We start from the raw sequence: 16,852 nt of genomic DNA on the forward strand, positions 1-16,852 counted from the left end.
GGGGTTTCCCTATTCGATCCTTCGGTAGTGTTCCCAGCGTCTGACGACTTGTTGCTTGTATTCCCAGGGCTCGACGATGTCTCCCGCATCGACCCGGGCCAAGAGGGGGAGGACGTCGGAGAGCCACATGGCATGGCGCTCGAGGACCTGCGCCGTTCGCTTTCGATGCTTTCGGAGGATCAGGATCAGAAGAGAGGTTATTGTCGCTGTGACAATGAGTGGGGGAATGGTGCTTAGAAGGATATACTGGCCGAGGGGTGTTTCTTTCCCGGAAGGCGACGCTGCGAACTGCTGCAGTGCGCGCATGAGATTCGGAGCATAGGCGATAGAGAATGGAATCAGCAATGCGATAGGGAGTAGGAGGGCGATCAGGAGTCCCATCTTCGTTGTGGGGTCCTTCCTGGCGAATTCGACAACCCCGATCTTGCTTTCTGTGCCGGTTACGCAGCGGCAGCCTTTGGAGATTGAAATCACAGCGGCGACGTGTTTGCAGTGCGATTTTGAGTCTCGTTGGATCGATGTTTTCAGCATAGTCAGATGAAAGACGGGTATGCAGACGATCGGGACGAGCGCCCAGGCGAGAATGTGGAATTCTATTCCGCCCCAGTATATCAATGCACCAGTGGCCCCTGCGGCGAGGATTAATGCGACGGCGCAATTGAATCGCCAGTCTGCGATCTTCTCGAGGCCGGCAAGAACGAGAATGTCACGAGGGGAAGGGGCAGTGAGGAGGAATTCAGCGAGTGGAGAATCCGCCTCATCGGCTTTCTTCAGAAGTTCCGAATACGAGCACGGAATCTTCGGAGACTTCTTCTCGGCGAGAGAAAAATACAGCAGCAGAGCCGCGATAACTGGCAGGGACTCCAGGATAATCCCGCGTGGGAAGAAATGGTGCATCGTCAGTGAGATCATCACCCAGATAAGAATCGGCATGAGCCATGAGGCAAGACGTCTCAGAAAGTCGGCCGTGTATCCAGTACTTCGGCGGCGGATTTCGAAGGCGGCGTAGACGGCGTTGTATTGCAGGTCGTTGAGCTCGGGGAACAGCCATCTCCACCATCGCGGAATGTGCGACAGGTCGGCGATGACTTTGCGGGCTCCCTCCGGCTCGGTCATTGGGGCGACGATCTCCTGGCGGCAAAGAATCGCCGCAGGATGTTTCGTTCTCGGCGGCGCGCTTTGCGGGCGCGTTTGTACTCCCGGTCGAGGGCAAGCCAGGTATCGAGAATCTCGACTTTGAACTCCTGGTCGGTAATCGTGTCGCCGGCCAGGGTGCGCGCCATCATGGCCTGGGCGCGGTCCATCCACGCGGCGTACCGATCGATCGACAATCGAAGGGTTTCGTATCCGTTGCGATGCGATCGCCAGAGGGCGAAGCTGATGGCGATGTTCGCGATCACTGCGGCGACGACGGCCATCACTTGCCATGCGGTCATGGGGATGCTCTCGAGCAGATCGATGATCGGAGAGCGAGGCGTCAAGGCACTGAGGAGGGCATCGATCAGGAAGATGGCAATCAACACGGTGGGAATAATGGCGATGAAGAAGAGAATTCCGATGGCGAGTTTCTTCAGGCCGTCGAGGAAGGTTGATCGAAAGAGTTGACTGCGTTGTTTGGCGGCGACGGCGAGTTGATTCAGGAAGCCCTGGCGGAAAAACTCGACCTGGCCTTCGGCGGCGCCGCGCACCAGCATGGGGTACAAGAGGACGGCAATCGGCACGCAGTAGAGGCCGAGGAGGAATGGAATCGCAATGCCGCGCAGGACCAGAACAAACAGTCCCGCCAGGACGCCGAGCATCAGGGTCGCGAAGAGATAAGCGCCGCCGCGGGAACGGTAAGCGCGGCTCATGAGTTCGGTGAGGACGTCGCGGCCGCTGACCGGGGTCATCCAGAGGTCGAGGTAGAATTGCGTGCGGATGCCGGCGGGTGAGACGACTTTGCGATAGGTCGACGGCATGCTGGTGGGGCGCTCGATGCGGACGTTGATGAGGGCCGCTCCGATTGCGCCGAGGATCAGCGACCAGAAAGCGACGTCCAACGCGACGCCGAGGTCTTTGTAGATGCTCGAGATGAACGGGGCGCTGGCGGCGCAGAGGACCCAGGCGAACGTCAGGATGCGCCGACGGCGGCGGGAGCGCGCGTCGAGTTGTTCGCGGCGCACTTCAAAGGCGGCGTAGAGGCCGTTGTCCGCGAGCCACTCGATTTCGGGAAACAGCCGCCGCCACCACGCGGGAAAGCCGGATAGGTCGTTCAACGGTTCGTGTTGGGGATCGCGGTCCATCGGGGAGCCTCGGCGTCGCGTCGCACTGTGCTCTAGGGAGTTTTACCCGGGTGGGGATTGTCGTCGACCGGAATTTTTCTACGGGGGTCTAGGATGTCGCGCTTGTACTCCTCTGCATCGATGATGTCGCCGGACAGGGCTCGGACCATCATGGTTCGTGCGCGATCCAGAAAGGCGATTCTGTCAGGATCAAGGTCTTCCATAGCCTTGCGAGAGCGGGCACGGTGAATTCCAACAAGCGTGCTGCAGATGGCAGTCTCGACTACGGCGCCAATCGTGATCACGATCGCTGCCAATGTGTCATGGGGAAGGCTCGCAGAGGCATTCCAGAGGTACTCGAAGAGCTGCATGGCTCCGAGAACAAGCAGACTGACAACAAGCATGATTGGAATAGGCATAATGAGAATCCACCGGGAGCGTCCCGGCCGTGGGGCGTGCGATTTCACCAAACCTCGAACTTTGTTCTTCAGGTGGGGGACAATGTTCCCTGTGCGGCGAGGCAACTCGGACTGCAGGTAGTATGTGTAGGGGCCGCCGTCTGGGCTGCTGACGTTGCGTACGATTACAGGGAAGAGACAGAGCCAGAATGGTATGGAGGCGACCTCGACCCAGAGGATAATTGGCGAATACTGGAAGCGCGCCCACAGAAGCAAGAAGCCAAGCATCATGAGGCAGATGTAGGCCGTGCATAACTCGAGCCAGTAACGTAGGATGTGGCCGCGCGCAGCGTTCAAGATGTCACGGCTCTGGATAGCGCTCAGCCAAAGATCGACTTCGTAACGGACGATGACTTCCGGATTGCTGAAGGGTGGAAAGAGCGTGGTTGGGATTCCGCGGGAGCGCAATTGGCGGAAGTTGATTGCCGCAACGCCGAGGAGGTAGAAGACGCAGATGGTGAGGGCTTCGAGCAGCAACTCGGAAAGGCTTCGAATCTCGTTGATGTGTCCGGTCATATACACCGCGAGTCCCACAACAAAGCCGAGTGAGAACAAGAAGGTCGCCGCGCGTCGAAATGTGCGATGCCGAGACTGCATCTGCCGGCGCCGAACTTCGAGTGCCGCGAAGAGGGGGTTATCCGCCAGCAGTTCGATTTCGGGAAACAGCCGACGCCACCAACGCGGGAAGACGGAGAGGTCGTTGAGGGGTTCTGAGGTTTCGCGGCGGCTCATTTTGGCAGGAGTCTCCGGCAAAGTGAGAATACTCTGCGATGCAGGCGGCGGCGGCGGACGCGTTCGCGGGCTGCGATATGGTACTCTTTGTATGCTTCCTCGGTGGCGCCATAGACTTCGGCCATGAATTCTTCGCAATCAATCGTGTCGCCTGCGAGTGCGCGCACGAGCAAGGCACGAAGGTGGTCGAAGGACTGGCTCGCGGCGTCGAGGCGTTCGAGAAAGTCCTGTTCGCTGTCTCGGGACACCGGCCAGAAGTTCCAGCAGAAGATCGCCTCGAGTGAAAGCAGGATTCCCCATCCGATTTGCTGCCACGTGGCGGACGACCAGCCGACCATCATTTCCCAGATCGTTTGGCCGTCGAATGTCATCTTGAAGACGGTCGCATTGATTAGGAAGACAATGACAATAGCTACGGCGTATCCGGCTAATACCAGGGCGCCGGCTTTGATCTGAATATGATTTCCCCTGCGCTCGACGGCTTTCGCATGCCCAGTCATTCTTGCCAAGTGCGTGACGTGGCTCTTCCGAAGATTGCCAATCGGCACCATCGTCCTGTAGCGGATCCAAGCTGGAAGAGAGATCAGCACGATGGGCAATACGGCCAGGGCCAACACGGTGATGCTCAAGATAGAGATCTGGTGAAGTCTCCAAATTGCGTAAAGTGGAAGAGACGCGAGGGAAACCGCGAGTATGGCAACATTTCCCACAACTTCTTTGTAAACCTCTGCTGCCGACATCATCAGGATATCGCGCGACGTGATCGGTGCCAGCCAGAGGTCCTGGTAGTACTCGGTATGCATGTCTTTGTGCCCAAACAACTGTCGGAAGTTGGGCGGGACTTCGTTGGGCCGCCTCGCCCTGATCGCGATGATTGCCCGGACGCACAATCCGGTCAGAACAATTCCCACGAGGATGAAGAGTGCGAGTTCCCAGCCGAAGAGGAAGGTCAGGGCGATCTCGATAGTCAGTGTGCCGGCGCCGAGCGCGATGATCCACGCGGGAGTTTCCTGGTGGCGGCGGTGGCGTTTGATTTGTTCGCGGCGCACGGCGAATGCGGCGTAGACCGGGTTGTCCGCGAGAAGTTCGATTTCGGGAAACAGGCGCCGCGTCCACCTCGGGAAGGTGGAAAGGTCGTTGAGCGGTTCTGTGGGTACTCCCCCGGTTGCCATGGGTTGCCTCGGCGGGCGGTGCGGATGGATGCACCATGACCCGCAAGGTTTCTACGGCCGGGAACGCGTGTTTATTCAGTCACGGCGTCGGTTCTTCGCGCTCGAGACGGTCGAGCAGCGCGCGCCGGCCGGCTTCCCATTTCTCTTCGCGCAGCGTGCGGGCGATGTCGTCGCGCACGTCCTCCAGCGGTGTGACTGTTGCCGACATGTCGGAGAGTTTCTGGACGATGAAGACGCCGCGGTTCGTCGTGACGGTTCCGGTGTCGCCGACGCCGAGGGAAAAGGCGAGGTCTTCGAGCGCGGGGCTGTATGTTCCCTCGGAGAAGGGCTCGATGTCGCCGCCGTTTTCGCGCGAGGGGTGCTGGCTGACTTCGGCGGCGATGGAGGCGAAGGATTCGCCGGCGTCGAGGCGATCCATGACGGCCTGGCCCTCGGTGGCCGTGGAGACGAGGATCAGGCGGATCTTGACGCGGCGGGGCTGGCGGTACTTGTCGATGTCTGCCTGATAGCGCGCGCGGATTTCGCCGTCGGTGACGACGAGGCTGTCCTTGTTTGCTTCGGCCAGGACGAGGTCGGCGAGCACGCTGCGGAGGGACTGGCGCGCGCGGGTTTCGAAGGCTTTGTCTTCCATCAGGCCGCTATCGCGCAGGTAGCCGAGCAGCAGCAGGTCGTCGCGCAAATCGCGGCGATAGGCTTCTTCCGAACCGTCCTCCGAGTGGGCGTCCATGTAGCGCTCGAGCCCGCTGGTGTATTCCTGCGGAGTGACGACCAGGCCGTCGAGTTCGATGGCGACGTCGCGGGGGCGCGTTTCGTCTTCGCTGAGAAAAAGGCCCGGCCAGTGATGGTCGGCGGGCGCACGGTGGGGGATGGGCGTTGGTGTCGGCTGGACGACCACCGGTGTTGGCGTGGGCGTGGGCGTGGGTTCGACACGCACGGGTTCGACGGGGCGACAGGACGTGAGCAACAGGAGGGCGAGCAGCGCGGGGCAGAGGAACCGGATCATCATGGGGGCTACGAGATTCCTGGGGGAAGTCTGACGGCTTGCACCGCCATTGGTCACTAAAGCGGGGGCATGGCGGGAAAGCAACCCTTTCGGATAGAGAAGAGCGGTGGCCAGTGACAAGTGGCCAGTGACGGGTGGTTGATGGCGGGTGCTACTTGGCCTCGAGGAGGGCTTCCAGGAGGATGGGGCGGGTCTCGTCGGGGCCTTTCCAGCCGATCTCGATCTCGATGACGGGTTCCTCGGTGGGGGGGAGGGCGAAGACCGACGAGTTGGCAGGTGCGTCGGGTTGGGGCTCTAAGGGCGTGCCGTTAAGCGCGGCTCGGAGGTCGGTGGAGTCGGCTGGGAGGGTTCCGTCGGCGAAGCGCAGCCGGAGGGTTTTGGCTCCGGCGGCGGGGAAGAGCAGGTAGGCGCAGCGCTGCATCTGGCGGCCGAGGCCTTGCGGGGTCGGGACGGGGCGGCGCCAGCCGCGCATGATGGGCAGCGGCAGGGTGGCGTCCATGACGACCCGCGAGGAAAGCCGGGCGGGATCGTGGGCGAGCCGGCCAAGGCGGGCGATCTCGGGCAGGTTGCTTTTCCACTCGGCCATCAGGCGGGCGAGGTCGGCGGGGGGGGGGGTAACACGGTGCGGTGCGGGCGCGGGGGCGTCGCCGCGGACGGCGTAGAAGTTGATGCCGCACCCGAGGAAGTGGCCGATGAGTCGGCCGAGCGGCCCGCGGAGGGTGCGCTCGTGCAGGCCGCGCGGCAGATCGGGGCGCACGGGGAGCTTGCGCGGCAGGCGGCGGCCGAGGGACGGCGTGAAGGGCTGGAGTTCGATGGAACGCCATCCGGCGCTGCGGAGCGCGGACTCGTAGTCCGCCCACCGGTGGACGCGTTCGCCGATGCCTTCCTGATAATCCATGATCTCTTCGACGTATTCCTGCTCGCGATCGATGCGGGCTCGGATGCATTCGCCCGCGACGATTAACTGGCCGCCGGGGCGGCAGACGCGAGCCATCTCGGCCAGCGCCGCGGGAAGGTCTTTGACGTGGTGAAGGCTGGACCGTGTGAAGACGACGTCGAAGCTGGCATCGGCGAACGGGAGGTTCTCGGTATCGGCGACGATGCGTGGGAAGTCGAGTTCGTCCGGCGTCAGGTGGCGCAGGCCGTTATAGATGTCGAACTTGTCGATGTCGAATTCGGAGTCGTCGAAGAGCGAGTAGAACCGCGGGTTATCCATCTCGATCGGAGAAAAGTCGCAGGCGGCGACGCGGGCTCCTCGATCTGCCAGGCGTCGCGTTGTTTCGCACAGACCGGCGCCGGTATCCAGGATGCAAGGCTGCGTGGAGAAGTCGATGCGTGCTTCGGCTTCGTAGTAGTACTTACGCCAGACTTCGATCTCGCCACGGAGGATCTCTTTCTTGTTGCCGATGCTTCCGCTGTCGATTTCCTGCTCGCGCAACTTCCGCCAGAATTCCTGGTAGCGATAAAATTCGTCGAGGAGCTTGGGCGTGACGGAGTGCCAACTGAGAAGGACGGGGACTTCGCCGCGAAGGGGGAATGTCTTGCCGCATGCCGAGCACGAGAGTTCGGCCCCCACCGCGAGCGGAGCGTGCCCGCAGGCGGGGCAAGCGAGGCGATCGGCGAGCCAGTCGGGGAGCTGAAATGTGGAGCGATAGGTCATTATCGGGCGCGATTTCCTCCGCCCCCGGAGCCAACCGGGCGGGGGGGGCGGGTCGCAACGCCTTTTCTGCCGCAGCAGGGCACTCTGCTTGTCCCAATCTCTTCGTTGCGCGGCGGTCCCTGGGGGAGATGAGGTGACTTGAGCATCCTTGCTCAAGCCCCAGTGGCGTCGGTCTTCGGAGAGTGGTTTGGGGTGATCGAGTACGACTTCGAGTTCGAGGAGTGTAGCGTACTCGCACTCAGCGGAGCGGTACTCGTACTCGCACTCGGATCTTGTCGCTCAGGCGGGGCTGCTCTTGGGCAGGATGCCCAAGTCACCTCAACAAGGTTGGCAAGGAGGGACAGAGGTAACTTGAGCATCCTTGCTCAAGCCCCAGCGGCGCTGGTCTTCGGAGAGTGGTTTGGGGCGATCGAGTACGTGTACGAGTGCGAGGAGGTCGCGTACTCGTACCCAGCGGAGCGGCACTCGTACTCGCACTCGGATCTTGTCGCTCAGGCGGGACTGCACTTGGGCAGGATGCCCAAGTCACCTCAACAAGGTTGGCAAGGAGGGACAGAGGTGACTTGAGCATCCTTGCTCAAGCCCCAGCGGCGCTGGTCTTTGGAGAGTGGTTTGGGGTGATCGAGTACTCGTACTCGCACTCGGATCTTGTCGCTCAGGCGGGGCTGGCGGGGCTACTCTTGGGCAGGATGCCCAAGTCACCTCGAAAGCGATTGCCAAGGCCTCACCATCTCAATCGACCAATTGAAGTAAATCAACCAAATCACCCAAACGAACTAAACGGACCACGCGATCCTGAAAGGGACTGGGGGATGTGATTCCGTCGTTGTCGATGCGGCCGAGTGGTGGCCGTCAGACGCGATTACGGAGGATCATCCCATGCGGGAATTGACCGATACGCTGCTGAATCCGGCGGAGTCATGGTGGACGACGCTGGCTGGGACGGGGACGCGCGCCGCACTGGATTTATTGGAAACGGAAACGGCGGGGGGGCGCTATCAGCGGTCCGTCTATGAGTTGTTTGCGGAAATGGAGGAGAAGGACGGGCATCTGTACTCGGTGCTGCAAACGCGGCTGAATGGGCTGCTGGGTTTGCCGCGGCACATTCAACCGACTGGCGACGCGCAGCAGTCGGTCGACTTCGTACGCGGTGTATTGGATCGCTTGCCGCGGGCGGAGGAGTTTCTGCGCGCGTTGTTGGACGGCGTGGCGAAGGGCTTTGCGGTTGTGGAGTTGATCTGGGGCTACGATGCGCAGCGGCGGATCGTTGTGCAGGATTGGCTTGCGCATCCGCAGGAGCATTTTCTCTTCGATGCGCGTGGGCGTTTGTTGTTGCTATCGCCGCCATTTCGTCCAGGGCGCGGATCGGAAGAGTGGTTGCCGGCGGCGGGGCGGACGACGGTGGTCGCGCAGGGGGCGTTTCCGGCTCCGCCGCACAAGTTCATCGTCCTGACGTTCGGGCGTGACGCGCGAAATCCGTACGGGCGCGGCCTGGCGCAGCGGGCGTACTGGCTCTACTGGTTCAAGAAGAACAACCTGAAGTTCTGGAGCATCTATAACGAGAAGTTCGGCTCGCCGACCGCGATTGCGACGTATTCGCCAGGCACGCCGGAGGATGAACGTGCGCGTCTGCTGGACGTTGTCGAAGCGCTGCAGACGGATTGCGGCGTTGTGTTGCCCGAATCGGTGAGTTTGCGTTTCCTCGAAACGATGGGGCGCGGAGACGGGGGTACCTATGCGGCCTTTGCCGATTGGTGCAACGACGAGATGTCGAAGGTCGTGCTGGGCGCGACGCTGACCAGTGGCGAGGGACGCCGCTCGGGCAGCATGGCGCTCGGGTCAATCCACGATGCGGTTCGGCAGGATTACATCGAGGCGGACGCGCGGTTGTTGGCCGGCGTGATGAATGAGACAATCGTGCGCTGGCTGGTCGAACTGAACTTCCCGAAGGGAACGCCCGCGCCGCGCTGGAGCGTGGACGTCAATCCACCCGAGAACCTCGTTCAACAAACGCAAATCGATCGCGAGCTGATCGAGCTGGGTGTGCCGTTACCGCTGTCGCACTTCTACGAGCGGTATGGTCGGTCGCATCCGACGGACGGCGAGCGGGCAATCTGCTACGACGATTCCAATCTCTTTCAATACCATCTGCAGTACGGCGTGCTGACCGTGAATGAGGTCCGTGCGCGCCTGAATCTGGAACCTGTGCCTTGGGGGGAGAGGCCGACGGCCGCTCTTGCCCCCTCTGGGGACGGAGCGGTGTTGAGCCGGGGAAGAGCACAAACCGGCGATCCGAGCGATGGCGACTCGGAACGAATCAGTGAAACCGAGCCCCGTGAGCTCTGACCCGACTCCGTCCCTTCCTTTCTGGTCTCAATCATCCTTTATGGAAAGGAGTTTCACATCATGCCTGACAAGGCACGATCGACTCTGGAAGTCGAAATCTTTCGAACCGGCGATTACGGCGGAAAAGGACGCTACGATGAAGCGGCTCTCGATGCGATTGCGAGCGACTACAATGCGGATCTGCACGAGGCGCCGGTGACGATCGATCACACGCAGAGCGGACCCGCCCAGGGGTGGGTGCAAGGTCTTCGTCGGATTGGCGATCGGCTCGTGGCGATCCTCGGACGGATCAGTCCGTCGCTGCAGCAACTGCTGGCCGATGGGGGGTATAAGAAGCGCAGCGTGGAGCTGTATCGCGCGTTTCGCGAAACCGGTCGGCCGTATCTGAAGGCGGTTTCGTTTCTTGGCGCCGCTGCCCCGGAGGTGAAGGGGCTCGCCGATCCGGTGTTTCAGGATGAGGGCATGGAGACGGTGCTCTTCACCGAAACGACCGAGACATTCGATGCCGCGGAGGATGCGCAGAATCGCCTGGTGGAGGCGGGTCGTTGGCGTCCGGCGTGGGAAGATGCCGGCCTGATGGATGTCTTTCGCCAGGCGGGTCCGGGCGAATTGCTCGAAGGCATCGTTGCCGTGCTGATGACCGAAGCGGGACCTGTGCAGTTCGGCGAAACGGAACGCCGTTCCAATCCGGGTGACGATGCGACCGTGGGTTTCAACGGGACGCCCTCACCTGACTCGATCGCCCGTCACCGCAAAGCCCTCGCCTTCATGGCGGAGAACCCGACTCACAGCTACGCGGAAGCGCTCGTGCGCTCCGCCGGCGAGTAGTCCCTCTCGAATTCAACTGGAGGCATAACATGTCCAATTATGTTCTCGATCGCGGCTTCAATGTTGAAGAAGCGAACGGAATCGCGGCCCACCGCGTCGTCGTGATCGGCGATGTCTGGGGCGGCTGCAAGTACCCCGTCGCGGACAACGCAGGCGGTGTGCTCGGCATCACAACGCATGCGCAAACGCGCCAGAACAAGTCGGTCGGCGTGCGCATGATCGGCATTGCGCCTTGCGAGGCGAGCGGCGCCATTCCGGCCGGTTCACCCGTGGCGGTGTTCGGCAGCGAAGGGAAGATCAAGAAGGCATCGGGTGCGACGATGACGCTGGGAAGCGTCGGCTCGGACAATGCGGTGCAGTTCGCCTTCCGGACGCCGGGAATGGTCGGCAATTCGTTCCAGATTCGATTGGTGGAAGGAAGTGTGGGCTCGGAACTCGCGGCTGCGATCTCCGGCACGTCGGTCGATGTGACGCTCGCCAGCGACGGCGGTGGAACGATCCTGACCACCGCCGCGGCCTTGATCGAGTTCTTCAACGCACACGCGGATCTCTCGCGCTTCATTGTTGCCTCGAGCGTGACCGGCAGCGCCGGCACCGGCCTGATGGCTATCGACGATGAAGGCGTCTTTGCCGACGGCCAGGAGGGCGTGAATGTCCTGGGTACCGCGCTGCAAACGGCCGCCGCGGACGGCGATATCGTCGACGTTCTGCTCACCCTGTAACCCTTTTCAACTAATCATCTCAGGAGGATTCTACTCATGCCCGATACGTCCACGGTTCATAACGATGTTGCGCTGACGAACGTTTCTCTCGCGTATCGCAATCCCGGTTTCATCGCCGCGGAGATTGCGCCGGAGGTTCAGGTTCGCCGGCAGAGCAACAAGTACTTCATCTACGATCCGCAGCGCGAGTCGATGCGCAGCACGACGGACCATCGTGCGCCCGGTACGGAGGCCGGTGAGGTCAACTTCGATCTGTCGAGCGATTCATACTTCTGCGACGATCATGCGCTGGAGTCGGCCATTCCGGACGAAGAGCGCGAGAATGCGGACAGCCCGCTGCAGCCGGAAGTGGATCGCGTCGAGTTCGTGACAGAGAAGATCCTGCTTAATCAGGAAATCGCGCTGGCGGGGTTGCTTCGCGATGCAACCGCGATGCCCGGCCATGATATCGACAGCGCCGCCAATCGCTGGGACGATGACGACATCGATCCGCTCGACGATATCGAAACGGCGCGCGCCGCGATCGTCGATGCGACCCAGGCGATGCCGAATGTGCTGGTGTTGCCCTTCGATGTGTATCGCAAGGTGCGGCACAATGCGAAGGTGGCGGAGCGCGTCAAGTACAGCCGCCTCGGCGTCGTCGGTCCGAAGGAACTGGCGGAGCTGTTCGATGTCGAGAAGGTCCTCATCCCGCGCGCCGTTCACAACACGGCCGCACGGGGACAGGAACCGAGCCTCGAAACCATCTGGGGCAAGGATGCGCTGATGCTGCATGTGCCGCAACGCGCGGGACTGAAGTGCATCGCCCCGGCGCTCGGCTTCGTGTGGGCAAAGGCGTCCGCCAGCTTGCGCGGAACGAGCGTTCAGACGTGGCGCGAGGAACGTCGCAAGGCCACGATGGTGCGCGTGCAGAAGTACTACGACCTGAAGCTGGTCGCGCCCGCGGCGGGTTACCTGATCACCAACGCCGTGTCGTAACGAAGCGCCCATTCGCCGGGGAGGGAGTCGATCTCTCCCCGGCGATCGCGGATATTGAAAGGACGGACACCATGATTTCGCTGAACTACCTCGAAGCGATCCTTTCGCCGGAGGTCGTCGTTGGATTGGCGGATGACGATGGCGACGGGCAAGCGGATGCGTCGGTGATCGCGCAAGCGGCCGCCGATGCGGAAGGAGAAGTGCGCCAACGCCTGGCGGGGGAGGTTTCGCTGCCGGATTCAGATTGGCCCGCGCATCTGGTGGGCATCGTGGGAACGCTGACCATCGAGCGACTGTACGAACGGCGCCGCGAAGCGTTGCCGGGGCCTTGGGCAGAACGCTGCGCGCGTGCGCGGACGATTTTGAACGAGATCGCTGCGGGGCGCAGGCCGATCGAAGGCATTGCCACGTCGGCGCGCGTGCGGACAACGCGCGGTCCGGACGACCGCGCATTCACCAGCGAGAACCTTGGGCGCCTGTAACGGCGCCCCGTTTCGTCGCAGAAAGGACCCTGACCATGAGATCGCTAAATGGACGCGAGAACGTCCTGGTGGAGGTGCTGTCGGCTGCGCTGCCAGGACATCGCGTTGCAGGGAAATTGGGGACAGAGTCGGAAGCGCGCGCGTCGGGGATCACTCGTGCGCCGGAGATTCAGGTTGGTTTCGCACGCTGGGTTCCGGCGCGAAACGGGATCGGCCAGTCCGGCGGATTCGATATCTGGACAATCCGAATCATAGAGGAGGAATTGCGCGCGCCGGAGAATCGACGCGTCGCGCTGTACGACACCGTTGCGGCCGTGCGTGAAGCGCTGGCGGGTTGCATTCTGGCAGATGGACACTCACCGCTTGTGCCGACGGGAGGTCGACTTCTGCAGGCGAGGGAGCCCTATGCCGTTTGGGAGGAGACGTTCGAGGAGTCGGTTCCGTTGTCGAATGAAACTGCGCCTGTGTTCTTCGAAGCCTTGGATACGCTGGGCCTTGGATTTGAAACCACAATCGCAGGATCGCCCACGGTTGCGCTGCCGGCCTCGGCAGATGTGTCGCTGGGAGACTTGTTGTATCTGCGCGTTGTTGCCACGGGCGCGATTCATTGTTTCGGCACTATTCGCGAGTTGGAGGAAAATACCGCAACGATCGACTTCCCTGTCGGCAAGACGATCTATCCCGCTGAAGCGGAGTTCTTCACGCCGACTGGGGCGATTGCGGCGCCGGTGTGTCCCGCACCGGGGTCGCAGCGGACCTTGACGGTTCACGCGAACATGGCAAGGACGTTGGAGGGATGTCTCTGCTGTGCGATGATCTCGCCATGTTCCGAAAGCATCGATTTGTGTTTCGCACCGATTCTACAGAGCGATGCGGATTCGCTGCTGGCGGCATTGGTTTCCCTCTCGGAGAGCGAAACCCCGGCCTGCTACGACGGACAAGGGATCTCGTGGCGTATTGCAATTCAGAAAGCGCCGCAGGTCGAGATGCTCTCTGCGGGAATGGCGCGTTTGGTCGTCGGACTTGAGCTGCAGGAGCTTGTCAGTTTTGACGGAATGGTGGCGGAGTCATGAGTGCCACTTTTCTGCCGGACGAGGACATGCGGCCTCGAGCGAATCTGATGCAGTGGCACCTGCATGTGAAATGGGGGACGGAGTCGATTGAGGTCGCTCCTGGCGACATCGTCTCTCAGCCGGAGTTTGTTCAGGGCGTCGAGCCGCTGTGGAACGGAAAGATCGTCTCTCGATTGCACGGACGGGGCACGATGCGATTGATGGAGGATTGTGTAGCCGCAGTGCGATTGCTGCGGTTGGCCGAATCGGAGTTCTGGGACAATCCAGAGGTTTCGTTGTTCTGCGGCGACGATTTGGTTCCAGTGTTTTGCGCGTGCCTGAAGGGGATGGAACGCGAACCAGGAGCTGTGACGCTTCGTGCCGAGTTGGATTGGCCGTGGAATGCGAGGAAACTCATCTGCCGAAACCTTGCGGAACTGAACATCGGAAGCGCACTGGGTATTCGCAAGGACACGTGGTTGCCGCAAGTCTTCGGTGAGAACGACGGTGTTCCGGCGGCGGCGCTGCATGTCGTTTCCAGTGCAAGGTTGCGCGAGGCGATCGATGCGGCGAGCACGATTGTTCTTCTTCGAACCCAAATCGACTGGCCCACGCGCGGGCGCGTGCAGATCGAGGACGAAGTGCTTGAGTACCAGGCGCTGCAGGAAGATCCGCCGACGTTGGTAAATCTGCAGCGTGGCGAGGTGTGTGCTCATCCGAAGGGGGCGAAGGTTGTTATGTTGCCGGCTAATGGAGAGGCAGTCCGTTGGGTCGCGGCCGATCACGAGTCGGAAATTCTGGCTGTACGCGCCGGATCGCCAGATGGTGAAGAGGTGTTTGGGCTCGAAGCCGCGAACGTTGAACTGGAGGGGCGCACGGCGTGTGTGTTGAGCGCGGATCGGTTTCCGGTTCTGCGCGAGCACGCAGCGTGGTCGATTCCATTTGCGCCGGAACCGGATGCGACGTGCTGGGAGTTGCAGCCCGAGACGATGGCGATGTGGCCGACGTACTTGTTCCTCGAAACGGGCATGGCGCAGGGCGCGCGGCTGTCGACGGCCTACCCGCAAATCGTTGCGCAATGGCAGGAGGATTTCTCTCGTCGCGCGAATCGACACGACAAGTTGGATGCCCTTCGGCTGACGATGGAGATTGTAGCGGCGGCCGGATGGGGCGCCGACATGTATGTAGAGCTGACCGTGGAGAATTCGCGCGGCGCGATCGTGCGTCGCATCGGTTTCGCGGATTTGCTGAGCAGTATCGGGGCGTTTGAAGGCAGCGGCAAGGTCGAAGAAGTCACGGTGTCCGAGCGTGCGATCGAGTTGGGTTCGCCGGATCGATTCGTGTTGGATTTCGACGATGTGCAGGCGGCCGATTGGTCGGATTTACCCAGTGCCATCGCAGGTTCATTTTCAACCTGGGCAAGGGGGTCGACCCCGCTAGTCGCACGACTTCATCGCCAGGCAGTACCATCGCAACGCGCAATGGAACGCGTGGGACTGTTCGCGAGAGTTCGGGCCGTCGGGTCGGCGTGCAACGTCGAGATCTTGGCCTCCATTCCGAGCCGATTGAAGTACGTGCACTCGGCTTCTGTCGGAACGGAATGGCAGACGATCGGAGAGTGGTTCGGCGCGAACGGCGCTGTGCCGGACGAGTTGCTTCGCGAGGATGCGGAGTTTCATCTCTCGTTGCCGGCCGGCGGTGAAGTGGAGGTCGCGGGCTTCTGGATCGAAGCGGAAGTGCCGCCGCGTGAAACAGCCAGCGCAGACGGGCTTGTGGGCGCACAGGTGAAGGTCTCCGGTTCCGTGCGACAAGCAATGGCTTTCCAGGCCTATTCCGTCGACGTCTCTGAACTTCTGGATCCAAGCGATCCTTGGAGCTTCCTCGCTGGTGGAGATAATTCGCCGCGTGTGACACTGCGGATCGTGAACGCCGGTTCGTTGTTCTCCGTCGAGATTCATGCATTGACTTGGCGGGGCTCCGTGTACCCGGCGACGCGTGTTGCGTTGGCGACGAAGCTGTATACTCACCAGCGCGGGCGGATGACGGGGCTGGACGGCGCGTGCGCGGCCGGCGACGTGATCGCGCTGCTCCACCGAGATGCGGACTTCGGTGCATTGCCGGAGGCCTCGCTGGATGGCGAAGCATTGGCCGCGGCGTCGGCGGATCTGGAGGCGTTGCATCGGCGATTTGGAACGTGGTTCGCGGAGAGGCGGACCATTCGCGATGTGATGTTGGAGGCATTGGGCGAAGCGGGTTGTTTGCTTGTTCCGCGCGGCGACTGCTGGGCGCTCAGTGTACTCGACCGCGATCCAGAGTTCCATGCACCGGCTGAGTTCACAGAGGAGAACGTGTTGGAGTTCCCCGGCGCTCTGCAGGTGGAACCGGCGGTGCTGGAAGCGAAGACGCTGTTGCTCCACGATCAGGAAGGCGAGGCCGCATGTCGAACGAATCGCTCCAACGGACAGGGATGTGCGAAGTGGCAATTGCGCTGGCTGCGTTCGGGTTTCGATGAATTGGCGCGCCTCGCGTTCGAGCGGCTCGGCGTGCCGACGTATCGGATTTCGCTGCCGACTGATATGGCGTGGTTGCGGCTTCCGCTCTGGAAGGAGTCGCGGGTGGCGCTTCAGAAATGGGGGACGGAGTCGCGCGTTGGGCACGTTGCGCAAAGCGGTTTGAAGGACGGCTCTCTCCAGATCGAGCATCGATTGCTGGGGCGTCGCGTCATCTGTTGGTCATGCGATCGGGCGATGCTCCGGCGCGATGTTTCGCCGACGCGGCTTGTTGTGGCGATTGATGGTCGAGTCGTTGCGCGCTTCACGCCGGAGGACCTTGAGCTTCGCGGCGAGGTTCTGGAAGGTGGAAACGTCCCGCAGGCGGAGGAGCCCATCGCGTTCCAGGACGAGTGCGTTGTCTTCACCATCAATGGCGAGGCCTTCGCGATCGATTCGGACGGAAACTTGATCGTGTCTGGCGGGATTGCGGAATTGCTCGATCTTGCCGACTCAGCGCCGGACGGCGGTTTCAACATTCAGGGTGAGCGTCTGATTCTTGGGACTCCGGAACTGGGTATCGTCGCGGCACTTGATTCTTCCACAAAAACTCTGCAACTGGCCGGATCGATCATCGAGCGGGCGGTTGCGCTATGACGATGAACAGAA

General features: G+C 61.6%; 13 protein-coding genes. 7 read left to right on the forward strand and 6 right to left on the reverse strand.

Annotated elements, in window-relative coordinates:
* Window positions 1-9: 9 nt before the first annotated feature.
* From KQI84_08305 to KQI84_08330, 6 genes are all read right to left on the reverse strand, one after another.
* Window positions 10-1,116 carry a hypothetical protein gene (locus KQI84_08305; GenBank protein MCB2154876.1) on the reverse strand — a complete coding sequence of 369 codons (1,107 nt, stop codon included), beginning with the start codon at window positions 1,114-1,116 and terminating at the stop codon, window positions 10-12.
* Window positions 1,113-2,282, reverse strand: coding sequence for a hypothetical protein (locus KQI84_08310; protein MCB2154877.1), 1,170 nt, complete (start codon window positions 2,280-2,282; stop codon window positions 1,113-1,115). Before KQI84_08310 ends, KQI84_08305 begins: the two co-directional genes overlap by 4 nt.
* 32 nt (window positions 2,283-2,314) lie before the next feature.
* Window positions 2,315-3,451 (reverse strand): hypothetical protein, encoded by a 1,137-nt coding sequence (locus KQI84_08315; GenBank protein ID MCB2154878.1) that lies wholly within the window; start codon window positions 3,449-3,451, stop codon window positions 2,315-2,317.
* Window positions 3,448-4,623 (reverse strand): hypothetical protein, encoded by a 1,176-nt coding sequence (locus KQI84_08320; GenBank protein MCB2154879.1) that lies wholly within the window; start codon window positions 4,621-4,623, stop codon window positions 3,448-3,450. Before KQI84_08320 ends, KQI84_08315 begins: the two co-directional genes overlap by 4 nt.
* Before the next feature lie 79 nt (window positions 4,624-4,702).
* The gene (locus KQI84_08325) at window positions 4,703-5,629 is read right to left on the reverse strand and encodes a peptidyl-prolyl cis-trans isomerase (GenBank protein MCB2154880.1); all 927 of its coding nucleotides are present in this window, start codon (window positions 5,627-5,629) and stop codon (window positions 4,703-4,705) included.
* Between the two features lie 148 nt (window positions 5,630-5,777).
* The gene (locus tag KQI84_08330; protein ID MCB2154881.1) at window positions 5,778-7,286 is read right to left on the reverse strand and encodes a methyltransferase domain-containing protein; all 1,509 of its coding nucleotides are present in this window, start codon (window positions 7,284-7,286) and stop codon (window positions 5,778-5,780) included.
* A gap of 879 nt (window positions 7,287-8,165) precedes the next feature.
* Between KQI84_08330 and KQI84_08335 the strand changes: the two genes are divergently transcribed.
* From KQI84_08335 to KQI84_08365, 7 genes are all read left to right on the forward strand, one after another.
* Window positions 8,166-9,632, forward strand: a complete 1,467-nt coding sequence (locus KQI84_08335) for a DUF935 domain-containing protein (GenBank protein MCB2154882.1) — start codon at window positions 8,166-8,168, stop codon at window positions 9,630-9,632.
* Between the two features lie 60 nt (window positions 9,633-9,692).
* Window positions 9,693-10,460 carry a hypothetical protein gene (locus KQI84_08340; GenBank protein ID MCB2154883.1) on the forward strand — a complete coding sequence of 256 codons (768 nt, stop codon included), beginning with the start codon at window positions 9,693-9,695 and terminating at the stop codon, window positions 10,458-10,460.
* 29 nt (window positions 10,461-10,489) lie between these two features.
* Entirely contained in the window at window positions 10,490-11,182 is a 693-nt protein-coding gene (locus KQI84_08345; protein ID MCB2154884.1) for a DUF2190 family protein, read from the forward strand.
* 36 nt (window positions 11,183-11,218) lie between these two features.
* Entirely contained in the window at window positions 11,219-12,160 is a 942-nt protein-coding gene (locus KQI84_08350) for a major capsid protein (protein MCB2154885.1), read from the forward strand.
* A gap of 71 nt (window positions 12,161-12,231) precedes the next feature.
* A complete protein-coding gene (locus KQI84_08355; GenBank protein MCB2154886.1) occupies window positions 12,232-12,642 on the forward strand; it encodes a DUF1320 domain-containing protein in 411 nt (136 codons plus the stop codon).
* 35 nt (window positions 12,643-12,677) lie between these two features.
* Window positions 12,678-13,715 (forward strand): hypothetical protein, encoded by a 1,038-nt coding sequence (locus KQI84_08360; GenBank protein ID MCB2154887.1) that lies wholly within the window; start codon window positions 12,678-12,680, stop codon window positions 13,713-13,715.
* Window positions 13,712-16,840, forward strand: coding sequence for a hypothetical protein (locus KQI84_08365; GenBank protein ID MCB2154888.1), 3,129 nt, complete (start codon window positions 13,712-13,714; stop codon window positions 16,838-16,840). The genes KQI84_08360 and KQI84_08365 overlap by 4 nt, the downstream gene beginning before the upstream one ends.
* Window positions 16,841-16,852: the final 12 nt, after the last annotated feature.

The organism is bacterium (assembly GCA_020444065.1).
Lineage (GTDB): Bacteria > Sumerlaeota > Sumerlaeia > SLMS01 > JAHLLQ01 > JAHLLQ01.